This window comes from Lysinibacillus sp. NPDC059133, from assembly GCF_042755925.1.
GTDB lineage: Bacteria > Bacillota > Bacilli > Bacillales_A > Planococcaceae > Lysinibacillus.
The window spans coordinates 17,180-31,130 of the sequence record NZ_JBHZDH010000005.1 but is presented as its reverse complement, the minus strand read 5'-3'; the positions used below and the strand labels follow the sequence as shown (position 1 = coordinate 31,130).

8 protein-coding genes are annotated in these 13,951 nt (G+C 37.9%); all 8 read right to left on the bottom strand.

Annotation, left to right across the window (positions count from 1 at the left end):
* Nucleotides 1–210 precede the first annotated feature (210 nt).
* Nucleotides 211–4,686, bottom strand: coding sequence for an endonuclease (locus ACFXN8_RS04165; protein ID WP_386843005.1), 4,476 nt, complete (start codon nucleotides 4,684–4,686; stop codon nucleotides 211–213).
* Between the two features lie 592 nt (nucleotides 4,687–5,278).
* A complete protein-coding gene (locus ACFXN8_RS04160) occupies nucleotides 5,279–5,941 on the bottom strand; it encodes a Type 1 glutamine amidotransferase-like domain-containing protein (RefSeq protein ID WP_386843003.1) in 663 nt (220 codons plus the stop codon).
* A 592-nt stretch (nucleotides 5,942–6,533) separates the two neighbouring features.
* Entirely contained in the window at nucleotides 6,534–8,249 is a 1,716-nt protein-coding gene (locus ACFXN8_RS04155; RefSeq protein WP_386843001.1) for an FTR1 family iron permease, read from the bottom strand.
* Nucleotides 8,224–9,483 (bottom strand): iron uptake transporter deferrochelatase/peroxidase subunit, encoded by a 1,260-nt coding sequence (gene efeB / locus ACFXN8_RS04150; RefSeq protein ID WP_386842999.1) that lies wholly within the window; start codon nucleotides 9,481–9,483, stop codon nucleotides 8,224–8,226. The genes ACFXN8_RS04155 and efeB overlap by 26 nt, the downstream gene beginning before the upstream one ends.
* 19 nt (nucleotides 9,484–9,502) lie before the next feature.
* Nucleotides 9,503–10,369, bottom strand: a complete 867-nt coding sequence (gene efeO / locus ACFXN8_RS04145) for an iron uptake system protein EfeO (RefSeq protein ID WP_386842997.1) — start codon at nucleotides 10,367–10,369, stop codon at nucleotides 9,503–9,505.
* A 163-nt stretch (nucleotides 10,370–10,532) separates the two neighbouring features.
* Complete coding sequence (locus ACFXN8_RS04140; protein WP_386842995.1) at nucleotides 10,533–11,732, bottom strand: MFS transporter; 1,200 nt, start codon at nucleotides 11,730–11,732, stop codon at nucleotides 10,533–10,535.
* Nucleotides 11,733–11,744: 12 nt separating this feature from the next.
* On the bottom strand, nucleotides 11,745–12,173 hold the full coding sequence (locus ACFXN8_RS04135) for a MarR family winged helix-turn-helix transcriptional regulator (RefSeq protein ID WP_386842993.1): 429 nt from the start codon (nucleotides 12,171–12,173) through the stop codon (nucleotides 11,745–11,747).
* Between the two features lie 435 nt (nucleotides 12,174–12,608).
* Nucleotides 12,609–13,556: a nuclease-related domain-containing protein gene (locus ACFXN8_RS04130; protein ID WP_386842991.1), complete on the bottom strand. Its 948-nt coding sequence runs from the start codon at nucleotides 13,554–13,556 to the stop codon at nucleotides 12,609–12,611.
* Nucleotides 13,557–13,951 lie beyond the last annotated feature (395 nt).

The following is a 13,951-nucleotide window of genomic DNA, read 5'->3' as shown; positions in this document are numbered from 1 at the left end:
GCAATGATTCGTGAATATGTTGCGTTTGTTGTTATGCAGAAAAAACAGCATAAAAAATAGGTTACTGATCAAATTCTTCACTACATAGCCTTCAAAGTATTCCATGCTGAATTCGATGAATCTACTGAAAATGCACTTTTAAAAAGAATATAATAAAAACGCCACTTCAACTTAAACCTTGAAGTGGCGTTTTGAGTACTCTTCTTTAATTTACCATATCTTCTCCGCCCATTCAGGATGGTCTATAAATGGATTTCGATTGCCTTGGATTTCGTAAATTTTTTCATTTCTTTGTTTTTCATATTCATCTACAGGATCTTGCTTGTGCCATTGTAAAAGAACAGACAGTTTGCCGTGATAAGGAGCTGTTCCATTATTAACTTTGTCATTTAATTCAAGATCCACCTTATCTCCAGCCTCATAACGAGTGGCCATATATAATAATATACGTGCTACATCACCTTTTACGCGATTAGGGGGTTCGAATGAATCTGAATCTTTTAAGCAGCCATTACAGCCAGCCACTGGACTGCCACCATTGTCAAAGTCTAAATTTCCTCTTGAACTATTAACTTGTACATCGGTTGGGCGTAAGTGATGGATATCTGTTCCTGGTCCTTTGCTTGTCCCAAAGTTACCATGTGATTTTGCCCAAGTATGCTCTCGGTTCCAGTTTCCTACATTGCCACCATTGTTTGTTTTTGGACTAGATTTCCCAGAGTAAAATAAAATGACATTACTCGGATTACTAGGATCTTCATCCGTATACTTTAATGCATTCCAAACATCATCATAAGAAAGTACCTTTTGTTCAGAAATGATATCATGAAGAGCCTTTTTTAGTGCTTGGCCTTCCTTGTTATAGGCGCCTGCATAATAATCATTAGCAATGACTGTCACGCTGAAACTTGTAGTGACACTTTTCTTTCCATCAGATGCTGTAACGCCAACAATATGACTACCCTCATCTAAATTGAGTGTTAATAACTTTCCATTTATAGTGCCTTTTGTGGCAGTAAATGAAAGTTCATCACCATCAGGATCGGAAAAATGATCGGTTAAATCAATTTTAATTTCCTCTCCAATAGCTACAGTTTTGTTGGTAATAGGTTCTTTAATGATTGGTTGCTTGTTTTCAGCAGGCAAAGAAGGATTCACAATGGGTTTCCCCTTCGAATTTGTAAATTTAATTTGCTCAGGAGCTGCACCCTTTTTATAGATGATCGATTGTAAATCTAAATTTTCAGCGCCTCTTATTTCACTGACTTTTGCACCTTCAATTGTGAGTGTTTTCACGCTAGTGCCTTTAAGGTCAATAATCATCCCTGCTTTCGCTGGGCTAAGAATAACATCTGTCGTCTTAAAGCCTTCTCCATGTAGCTCCACATAGGCACCTTTAAGGAAAACACCTTTTGGAATAACAGATTGAGCATCTAAATGAAGTGCTATACTAGGTTTATTGATTGTTAATTTGTTCTTTTTGAAGTTCTTATAGTCATATACTATTTCTGGTTTAATCGGTTCAACATTTGAATCTTTATTAACATCAATTTGGACCATTACTGGATCATGGTCACTTGCACGACCAGCCATGTCCGTAAAATCTGCATTAATATGAAGAATATCGACATCTGTTTTTTCTGCCAGATTGTTTGACACTAAAATATGGTCTAATACTTGTGAGTTCCCCTGAAATACATATGTGTAACGATCAGAAGCATCTACTTTATTAATCATATTCGTCATCAATTGACCTTCATGGATTTTAAGCGCATCCGCAAATTGATAATCATTAAAATCACCTAAAGAAACTATGTTTGCATCTGGATTTTTTGATTTAATGTCCCCAACAAAATTATAAATAATGTTGGCGATTTTTTTACGTTGCACTTCACTGCCATACTGTGGAGGCTGAATCGCTCCAAATAAAGGCGTATCTCCTGATTTAGAATTCCAATGATTTGCGATCACAATTACATCTTCACCTTGGAATTCAAATTGTGCAGCTAAAGGTTTGCGACTACTATTAAATGCTTCATTTGCTGGATCAATACGCCCAGGGTTCAATGTTAATTTCCCATCTTGATAACCAACAGCTGTTGTAGCATCCCCTGCCGGAATACCTTCCTTTAACTTCACTCGCTCTGGGTTATAAAGGAAGCCAACTCGAATATTCGCATCTGGTGCTCCACCGTCTTGATTGTTCATTGGATCGATATTAACATACTGATACTCGACACCACCTACACCTTTAATAGCGTCAATTAATCTTTTATAACTTTGATCCGCTTTTGAATCTCCTGCAGATGGCCCGTTATTATCCTGCACCTCTGTTACGCCAACAATATCAGGGCTACCCATATCAATACCAATTGCTCTTGCTAGTTTTCTCGCTTTATCATCAGTAGTAGAAGTTTTGTTATTAGAGAAGTTCTCCAAATTATACGAGGCAATTGTTAACTGATCTTCTGCCTTTACTATTTTCGTTGTCTCAGGTGATGTATCTCCTTTTTCATAAGCGGCCTTCATCTCATCTAAAGAAGCATAGATTTTAAAGTTTTGATAGGAATAGCCCACGATTCCCGTAATTGGCCCTTTAAATTTATCACCTGTAGCCACTTCAAAATCACGAGCAGCTCCATTCGGTTCTAGTCGGAATTGAATTCTGTTTGGATTTGCATCTTCTTTCTCATACAATACGCCACCATGAATTGTATTCGTTGGTTCATCCTCAAGTACCGTTACTAAATCTCCATGCTCCTGTGGTGCTACTGCCTTCACGTTGCCAACTTCTACTCTCATGCCTTCGAGACTTTCCCAAAAATCAATAGCGTCGATAGTTGGATTAAAAATTTCAAGCTGATCACTGTCGATTTTACTAAAAGACATTTTTAACTTATCGATGCCAATTGCTTTCGGTAAGGCTACACTACTTTTAATGACTTCTACTTTTCCGTCTTGATCGTCACGCACATTAATTTGTGTAGTTTTTAAATCAGTTTGCTGCCTATCATCATAGCCATCGTAAGCATATTCGCTTACTTTACCTTTAACAGATACTAAATCTCCTACCTTTATTGGCCATGGTTTCTTTCCACTGTACAGAAAAATTCCTTCAGACGTATTCGGGTCATTATCAGCCAATTCATCCGGTGTTTGAATCGTATAATACCAATTATTATTTAACGTAAATGAATACGTTACGATTCCTTCAATCCCTTCAACTGTTTTACCATCAAATGTTGAAGCATGCCCCGCGCCTTGAATATCATGAATTTGTAATTTATCAGCAATGCTATAATCAAATGTAGTTATATCGCTAAATGTGCCATCTTTAGCTTTAACTATTGTCTTTAAAGTAGTATTTTTTCTAATCTCAATTGGTGCCTCATATTTAAGACTTTTATCAGTTGGTTCCGTACCATCTACTGTGTAATAAATTTCTGCATCTGCTGTCGATGTTGTTAAAGTCACTGTTGTTTTCCCAACAAACGTCCCACTTCCAGGAGATGCGGTAGCAGGTTTAAGTGCCGAGCTATTCACCACAATATCTTCTTTTGATCGAGGAATGACTTGATAGTCTTTATCGAACTGTTGAACAATACCAGTGATAGATTCATAGTTTGTACCGACAGTTAAGCCAAGCGAATTTGTTTCATCCCTTACAAGGAAATTCGTTCCGTCACTTGCAGTAAAGTTTGCCCATCCAGCCCCTTGTTGAACATCTGTAAGCGTAACGTTTTTCACTGTTACGAGCTGTGATTCGCTATCTTCATTTACTTGAGCACCTGTTACTACCTTTGGGGAAGGTACACCGGCATTTTCAACTTTTTCTACGATTGTAGCACCATCTAATTGTAGTAACCCACGATAGTCAACTAACTTACCTTTTAAAGTAACTTCATCCCCGATAGACATAGCTAAACTAGTAGGTCTTACAGCAATTCCACCTGTCTCATCTTGAACAGAGAACGTATTTTTCAAGCCTGCTGCAACCCTACCTTTGATCGTTACCGTTTCACCTACATCTTTATTCCGAGCATCTCCAATTGAGAGAATTGCCGGTGCTTCGGGGTCAACAGGTTCACCTGAATTCGTATCCATTACGTGTTGGCCTAAATTGGAGAAATCATCTACCGGAAATGAATTCCATTCCGATGCTGAATTAAAAGGATCATTAATAGTTGTATCACCCGTTAAGACTGAACTCTTTCTTACTAAAGTTACATCTTTAGCAAAATCTGCTGAAGAACCAACTTGTCCAATGGAATCAACTATTTCACCAGATTTCCTTAATACAATTGGATCATTTCCATTGAAATTAATAACAGCCCCGTTTTCTAGATTTCCTTTTGCTTTAATGGTAGGCGCTGCATCTTTATGATATACAACATAAGTATCTCCGCTTTCTAGAATACCCGTCAGATTCACTTTGTTTTTCGCGGTAGCTTCTCCGTTCGTATGAAGCTCTAAAGTATAATTACTTAAATCAACCGCGGCGCCTGTACCATTATATATTTCAATTGCTTTATTGAAGGAAGTTCCTTCAATATACTCTGAAATGATTAAATCCTTTGCCAGTGTTTCAGCCTTTACAGTGATGGGTGCTACTGGTGCGGCAATACTTGCGATTAGAGTTGTTGCTAAAAAGGCATTCATCGGCTTCTTCCAATTCTTCTTTGACATCAAGTCAATTCTCCTTTCAATTTTAAGAATGTTCGTTTTTTGAAAAAGATACTTTCGGTTTGGTCCTATACCGCACAGACGACAAATATCGCGTACGACATGTCGTAAATGGTCGAACTATTCAAAACATATTTCCCCATTCATATATATGTAAACATATTATTATTAATTCACTATTTTTATAGTATGTATATTATGTAAATGAATTGTAATAATAGAAAAACACATCTGCTATAGGGATTTTAACAATTTATAACATAATTTTAACATATAAACAAAATTTACACTTACCTAGTTTGCTTAATTATAAAAAACGGGCAAATTGATTTACGCCAAAAGAAAATAGTCTCTTAACCAGTTACTGGTCAAGAGACTATTTTCTATTTTACTACTACTTTTGTAGCAACACCATTTCGTGGAGGCTGATCTACTCCTTTGGATTAGTGTTATAGATGAGACCATGGAGTGAACCGACTCATGGGACGCCCCTAGTCAAGCGCACAGCTGGAACGGAAAGTAACCTCTCGTTTTTGCTTGGAGCGACAAAAACCATCTTATTTTCTACAAGCAAATGCTTATTTCAGCGGTTAATTTAAAGGTTATTAAATAAATTTTCTACTATGATATATTCATCATCTTTTAGTCTCGTAATTTCACATCTTTCAAGTGTTTCAAATTCTTTAAGTCTTTCTTCGATTGTCTTGCTTGTACTATTTTTGAACAAATCTTCTCTGTCATAGTGTGGGAAAATAAGCTTGTCTGTTAATCCTAATGCTGAAAAATCCTTTGTATTTAGTGTATCCATTTGCGGTGTAAAAAAATGAACAACTTTAATGTTTGGACCAAGTAGAACAGCACCTGCACTGACGCCAACAATAGCTACATTTTTTAAAACTAACTGTCGTAGGATACTATCTGCCCCACTCTGTTTAGTATGAAATAATAAATTAAACGGATTTCCACCGTTGATGTATATAACATCTTTATGTGTAAGATTTTCTAGATTATCAATCTCTAAATCAATGAAATCAATGTTTTGAAACCCCATTTCATTAAAGTCCTCTTTCGCTTTCTGTGCAAACCTATTATTCTCCTTTTGAGGGGATGCAGTCGTGATAATAGCAACATCTAGTTTGTCTGTAGCACCGTTGATGAGCTTTAAAAATTGCTCTTTAATAACATCCGTGTAAAAACCATTAGAGGTTAGTAACAATTTCAAGTTAATCATCCCCGTTCTATTTACTATTTTTCGCATTGGACATATCCTTATTTTAACAAAACATACAAGAAATCATGGATTTTCATAAAAAAAATAACCTTTGTTTGTCGTTAGACACTAATTCATTTTTTTAGACAAATAAAGGATAGATGAGTATATACTTTCATCCGCTCTTCTATTTGTTTCATTAGAGTGAAATACCAAAAGATTCATGCTAGGGGAAGTGGTTGATTGGAGTAGTGGCCGGGTGGGGATCAGAAACTCTAAAGCATACAGCATTTTGTGAGGAGCGTAGTACTGACCTGTTCTCCATTATATCGAGGATTTCTTTGTTTAAAATAATTATCAAACCTAGAACAGATATTTCTATAATGATAATAATTTTGTTTTAGCTTGTGTTTTTATACAGTGATGAGGAATTCTTGATTTTCACGGAGAGAGGCGACTCCTGCGTGATTAGCTTGCGCTGAAAGCCCCGCAGGAACGCAGTGACGAGGTGATTGAAGCCAAGCCCGCGGAAAGCGCCACCTCGAAGTGAAAATCAACCTTTGTTTATTGATACACTTTAATTAATTTTTTTATCGACGTGCTGAAGGGCAGATGAAAGTCTATTCATCTGCCCTCCTATTTATTTCTGTTTCTTCTTATAAATAATCGTAGCGATAACAAGTAAAAGTAAAATCGCTTGTCCAATCATTGTTTCGACCGTTGGATAGAAACCAATGATGTTGACTACTGGCAAGCCATCTACAATCGTTGTTGAAACTGAATCCCTCAGCTGCAATGTATGCAGACTGACACCTATAATTTTAAATGCCAATACATAGATTAACACCGTTGCCACTGCGAAAAATTTATGAACTGGAATTTTTCCACTTGCTTTAAATAATACAACTGCAAAAATAGCTAATATTAATAGTGCTACTACGATACCTAGCACAAATTGAGTTGTCTCCATTTTAGGTGCAATTCCTGCGTAGAAGACAAGTGTTTCTGCCCCTTCACGGAAAACGGATAAGAAGCTAATTGATGCCATCGCAAACACCGAGCCAGTTGAGATAGCATTGCCCATCTGTTTGGATATATAGCGATTCCAGCTTACTACACTCGATTTACTATGGAGCCAAATACCAACGCCAATCATCATGGCAGCAGCTAATAAACCAATATAACCTTCCATCAGCTCACGATTTGTATCAACTGTCGCAGATTGGAAAATTGTCGACATTAAAACAGCTGCTACCGCTGATAAAAAGATCCCTACAATTGCACCAACATAGATCCATTTGCGCATTGTTTTTTGTCCAGACTTCTCTAAGAACGATACTAATGCCATAATAATTAGCAGTGCCTCTAAGCCTTCTCGCAGTAAGATTAATGCTGCATCCCACAGCGTATAATCTGAGTCACCTTGAATCAGCTCAATTTCAGTGCGGAAATTATCCAGCTTACTTTTTATTGCTTTAACATCGACGTTAGACTTCAATAAGTCACTAACGAGAATCGGCATATCACTTTCAATTTTTGTATAAAGGCTGCCGTTACGTGTTGAAATATCTATTTCTACACTTGGCCATATTTTAATGAACTCTCGAATTTTATCAGAGGCAGCCTTGTAGTCACCTGCATCGATAAAATCATTCGCCTCATCAATATAAGCAATCAATGTTGCTAGAGAATACTCGCCTTCTACAACTTTCGCCGTATCATTACCTGCTACAAAATCCTCAATTGTTTGTTTTAATTCTGCATATTGAGATTGCATTAAGGCTACATCTGGCTCTTCAGAAGCAATTGTGATCCGTATAAAGGCCATCTGTGTTTCAATTTGGCCGTACATCGCAATGCTTTGCTCACGTACAGGACGCTCAACTTTCTTCCATTTTGCATTAAAATCCTTATATGCAGCGTCGATTGTAGTTAAATCTCTACTTGCTAAGGCATCTTCAAATGCTTTCATGATAGGTTTAAATTTCGTGCCAAATTCTGCTCGCTGCGCCGCTTCATCTACAGGATTTTCAAGCTTTTCTAATGCACGTAAAGCATTTGACAATTCAGACAGTGCCTTTAAACGTTCATCCTTAGCTGTAGCTTCAACTGCTTGTGCAAGAATATTATCAACTTTTTCTTTTGCTTCCTTCTGATCAGATGTGACCGATGCCCAGTCTTTAGCAAATTGATCAAGAGCACGTTCTGCCTCAGTTTCCTTGTCCTGCTTCGTATTCATCAGCGCATCACTTATAGAAATGTAAAAGTGACTATATGATTGCGCTGCTTGCACGGGTACAGCAAGTGCCACTAACAGGCAAAGTACTAAACTACAGCGCGTTAAAAAGTTCTTCACCTATATAACTCCCCTTTTGTACACCAGGGAAGCAAGCAAAGACTGCACTGCCTCGATGTGTAATATATTCATTCATTTTATCCATACGGCCTAAGCTATTTTGAACTGTTGTAAATTGGGCTGGATCCTTTTGATAAGAAATAAACAAGAGTCCCGCATCATGCGCACCTGTATTCGTCATAACGCCTGATGCATAAGAGTAAGAGCGACGTAAAATACGTGCACCAGATTTACGTGCCAAATGCACATGTGACGTATCTGGCATAATATACTCACCGTTGCTATCCTTCGCCTCTACATCGAAATCATCGAACTCTTTCTTTTTACCAAAAGGTGCACCACTATCGCGATAACGACCAAATGTTGCCTCTTGATCTTTCAGGGATGTGCGATCCCATGTTTCAAGATGCATTTGAACTTTACGTGCGACTAAATAAGAGCCGCCTTTTAGCCAACCTTTATCGACCCATACAACTTTATTTAAATCTTTGTTATCGGTAATCGATGGATTTCCAGTGCCATCCTTGAATGCAAATAGATTTCTCGGTGTTCCTCCACCAACGGGGAATGAGTTAAAGCCTGCTTGTGCCCATTTAATTTCTACCTGACCAGATGCTGCGCGAACTAAATTGCGTACTGCGTGAAACGCCACCTGTGGGTCATCCGCACATGCCTGAATACAAAGATCCCCACCTGTAAATTCTTTTTGTAGCTGATCTTTAGGGAAATGTGGTAAATCATTTAATTCTGCAGGCTTTAAATGTTGAATACCAAGCTTATCAAATAAAGATGGGCCAACACCTATTGTAATCGATAAATTTGAAGCGTCTAAACCATCTGCTTCGCCCGTATCTCCTGTAGGGACTCTAGTATTTGTTGTTAAATCTACCATTAATTCACCATTCATTAAACGTACAACAAGAGGTGTCCATTTTTTGAACAACTCTTGTAGGTCCTTCTTTGATGTAAATAAAACATCCAAAGAAGCAAAATAAATATTTGTCTGAACTGGTGTAATAATGCCAGGTTGATGTTTTCCATAGAAGTCAATTTTATTACGTGCAGTCGTGCTATCTGCAACAGGCTCGAACACATCGTAGCCCATTACTTTCATAACGCCCCCTAAGCCAGAGGCACCGATAGCTATACCCGCTGCTCCGATACCTGTTAGCTTTAACATGTCACGTCTTGATATTTTTTTATTCATCCATTTTTCATCATTTGACGCTGTCATTTATTATCACTCCAAAAAATTACTCCAAAATAATACCCATTTGACTTAATGGTTCTCCAAGTTGATTAACTGCTGCTGAAAGTGCTTTTGTGTCTTCATCAGTTAATTTTTCATAAGAAACATATCCGCCATCAGCAGTCGCATGTTTCGCTAATAAATCATCTACTGCTTTGAATTTTTCATCTAATGTTGCGACTAAGTCTTTGTCTTTCGCTTCTAATTTTGAACGAAGGATTTCAAAGATTTTTTCTGCACCTTCAATGTTTGCTTTAAAGTCATAAAGGTCTGTGTGAGAATAGATTTCTTCTTCACCAGTGATTTTAGATGTTGATACTTCATTTAATAAATCAACAGCACCTGTAATCATTAAATCAGGTGTTACTTCTACAGTTTGAACTAATGCATGTAATTCTTTTGCGTTTGCTAGTAATTGATCTGCAATTGCCTCGTAGCCTGCAGTTTTATTTTCTACCCAAAGCGCATGCTCCAGCTTATGATAGCCCGACCATTCTTCTTCACCCTTGCCTTCTTCTTGGATATCAGCTAAACGACCGTCAATACGTGGATCCAGGTCACCAAAGCTCTCTGCGATTGGCTCCGAACGCTCGAAATACATCCGTGCCGGTGCATAGGCTGCTTTTGCTGCTTCAATTTCACCAGCCTTAAATGCGTCCACAAATTTTTCCGTTTCCACTAAGAATTGATCCATTTGCTCTAATGCAAATGTTTGATAGGCTGCTAGTTCAGTAGATAAATCAACTTTTGTAGCTTTTTCTGCTTGCTCTGTTGCAGGCTTATCTTCTTTTTTAGCTTCATCTGTATTGCCACAGCCAGTCATAAGAATGCTCCCTGCAACTAATACAGATAATAATGATGTTTTTTTCATGCAAAGTACCTACTTCCGAAATAGTTTATATTGAGAATGATAATGATTATCAAATAGGATTGCAAGAAGTATTTTTATTTAAAGAAAAAAACGACATTTTACTAGTTGATCTAATTAGATAACTAGTAAAATGTCGTTCTTCCCACAATATAATTATTCTAAACTATGAAATTTTCGCTTGTTTTATATTTTCATATTTTCCATATAAGAAATAATAAAGGATAATTGACACTAAAATAACAAATACCATCGCGAAGAAAATGGCACTGTACCCCGATGTCGGAACGAAGAATCCTAAGAAATAAGGACCAATTCCTAAACCTAAATCATATAAAATAAAATATGTCGATGTCGCAAGTCCTAAACGCTCATTTGGTGTAACTTTAATAGCTATTGCTTGCGCTACTGAATTGAAATTGCCATAACCAATCCCTATGCAAGCTGCGGCAAGTAAAAATGCAACACTACTTGTCGCCGAACTAAATGCATACATACCGATTGCAAAAATGACTAGACATGGGTAGATAACAATGTTCGCGCCTCTAGTGTCTAGTAATTTCCCTGTAAAAGGACGTGTCGCTAAAATAACAATTGCATAAATGATAAAGAAATAACTTCCCGCTGATACCAAATCAAGCTCTTTCGCGTAAAACGTCATAAATGACATAACTCCGGAGTAGGCAAAGCCAATAACGAGCGCCACAAAAGCAATTGGCACAGCACGCATTTCGATAAAATTAGTGAGCTTAAAGCCTGTTTTCTCCACCATTTCTTTAGCCTTCTTCGGTGCATCTGGAACAGTTACGATAAAATACATCAAAAAGCAAACAACAGCTAATACAGAATCGACTGCAAAAATCATCCGAAAATCTTCAAACAGCTGCGTTAAAAGAATGCCAACAAACGGTCCAATAGCAGTAGCTAAAATAGCACTTAAGCTATAATAACCAATCCCTTCCCCTCGTCGATCAGGCGGCAAAATTTGTGCAATAATTGTTCCTGTCGCCGTACTAGCCATCCCAAGTGCAATCCCTTGTACTAAACGATTGATCATTAGAAGCGGCAAATTCGTCGCAATAAAATAAGACATCGTTGATAGCATAAACAACAATAATCCACAAAATAATGTTTTTTTGCTACCCCAATCCCCTATGATACGCCCTGTCCCGAGACGACCAAATAAAGTACCAATAATAAAAATACTCGATACAAGCCCTGCCGTACTAGTTGAAGCCCCAAAATGCTCAACCGCATAGCCTGCGATGGTTACCATCAATAAAAAAAATATTAATGTAATAGTAAAATTAATAAGTGAGACGATTAAAAAGTCCTTCGTCCAAAGTTTATGTCTAGTTGCTTCCACTTTTTCTCTCTCCTACCTATTGATATTTGCACAAATGTTCGCTAAAACTTTTGTCGCAATTTCAATATCCTTCTCTGATACGCCTGCGAGTGCCTGTTCAAAAAATGGTTTTAATTGTGCCTTAATTTCCTGCACAACCTCTTCACCATTAGCCGTTAATTGGATAAGCTTTTCGCGCTTATCTCTACCCGCTACCGTTTCCACATAGCCAAGCTCCACAAGCTTTTGTACAAGCCTTGTCACACTCGGCTTTTCAATAAACATAAAATTCGCAATGTCAACAAATGTATGTGGCCCTTTATCCATCAATAACCGAAGGAGAGCCCATTGAGAACTATACAACTGATATTTCTCTAACTGCACATTTACTAGATTGATAAACGGTCTGTACATTAAGCGGTACTGATTAAAAAATTCTTGTTCAACTGTCAAAAATACCACTCCTTTTAATTAGTTAGCCTAGCTAACTATATACCCTAAGTTTTTATTTGTCTAGTAGGCAATTAGCGAGAAGTTCGGCATTTTGAACGGGCTATTCGTCGAGCTGGTAGTTCTATCCGTCGCCTTGGGGTTTCTATCCGTCGTTATCTTGGTTACTTCCGTCGCTTCGAGACTTCTTTCCGTCGATAAGGCCTTGCTTTCCGTCGACGCTAATTTGATCCGTCACCTTGGGGTTTCTATCCGTCGTTACCTTGGTTCTTTCCGTCGATTCGAGACTTCTTTCCGTCGATGGGGCTTTGCTTTCCGTCGCTGCTAATTCTATCCGTCGCCTTGGGCTTTCTATCCGTCGTTACCTTGCTTCCTTCCGTCGCTTCGAGACTTCTTTCCTTCTACATCTTTTCTAGCAAAAATTCAGACCGCTTGAATTTTTGCAAGTTAATTAACAATTAAATACTTCCTATTACTTTTTGTTCCCACAGCTTTCAACGGTAACTTTTGTAGTAATTTATATGCAGTATTCGGCGAATCTATTGCAAAAAACTCACAAAAGCTTTTATTTGTTAACGTTTCGCCTACTAGCAATCGATAATCTTCAAGCGTCCTAAAAATTTCCTCTTGATCAACTGCTCCGCAGCGTTGACAATACCATTTTGGGTAACGATAGTTCATTGTCTGTCCATTTAAACAACTTTCGCATAGCACGCCTTTTACTAAATCCTGGACAGGCAATGCTATTTCTCTTTTGATTGGCCTATGCATGGACAATAATTTAGAAGAAAATTGAAAAAGCTTTTCCTCATCCACCACCGCCTCTTTATGCTGTCGAAGCCATTCTCGCACCTGATAACGTAAACCTGAAACATGGAAAATTGGTTGTCCCCTTAAACTCTTCGATAAAATAGCATTTTTCGTTGCCAAAACGACAGCATATTGAACGGGAATCTCAAGTCTTGACTGTTGTAACATCCCCATCATCCACTCCATATGTCGCCTACTTTGATAAAGTGGATTCGTCATTCCTTCAACATCGCCTTCTGCTGTAGTTCTCGTAAATTGATAAAAAGATTCATCGAAATCTAGAAAGCCTGTTACATTTTTAATTTCAAGTATCAATATAAATTGAGGACATAGTAAAACGGTGTCTATTTGATGTGTAGTACCAAAGTGATTGAGTATTTGTAAATTATGAAGAAAATAATGCGGATGAGGTAAAATAATTTCAAGCCATTCGGCATCTACTCTTTGCTCCCCAGCAAAGCCTGCGTGTATACGCCTCAACCTCTCAAAATAATTCTGGTATTCAGTATGTGTGCTAGGTAATCTCCGTATCAAAGCTTCTAAAATTTTGTGCTGCTCTGATTCCTGACGGTCTAATAAAATCATTGTTTTTTTCACCTCCTATAACTATTTTATAAAAAAAGAACCCCCTTAAAAAGAGGTTCAAAAAAACTTGAAATACACATAGTACAAATTAAATCTTTCACCAACTTTTTTAGATAGAAAGAACGGAAAAATTCCTACGATTCAGCTCTTGCTAGTATTTTTTTGCTCGCTTTCCGTCGATGTCGGAGTTCTTTCCGTCGCTCGGAGACTTCTATCCGTCGATGCGGCCTCGCTTTCCATCGCAGCTAATTTTATCCGTCGCCTCGGGATTGCTTTCCGTCGCTCTGAGACTTTCATCCGTCGAGGGGGCCTCGCTTTCCGTCGATGTCGCAGTTCTTTCCGTCGCCGCTAATTCTATCCGTCACCTTGGGATTGCTTTCCGTCGATGTCGATGT

Bases quoted from the DNA above. Each gene is read 5' to 3' on its own strand.
- efeO (WP_386842997.1), bottom strand. From the start codon at position 10,369: ATGAAAAAAACATCATTATTATCTGTATTAGTTGCAGGGAGCATTCTT.
- ACFXN8_RS04165 (WP_386843005.1), bottom strand. From the start codon at position 4,686: ATGTCAAAGAAGAATTGGAAGAAGCCGATGAATGCCTTTTTAGCAACA.
- efeB (WP_386842999.1), bottom strand. From the start codon at position 9,483: ATGACAGCGTCAAATGATGAAAAATGGATGAATAAAAAAATATCAAGA.
- ACFXN8_RS04130 (WP_386842991.1), bottom strand. From the start codon at position 13,556: ATGATTTTATTAGACCGTCAGGAATCAGAGCAGCACAAAATTTTAGAA.
- ACFXN8_RS04160 (WP_386843003.1), bottom strand. From the start codon at position 5,941: ATGCGAAAAATAGTAAATAGAACGGGGATGATTAACTTGAAATTGTTA.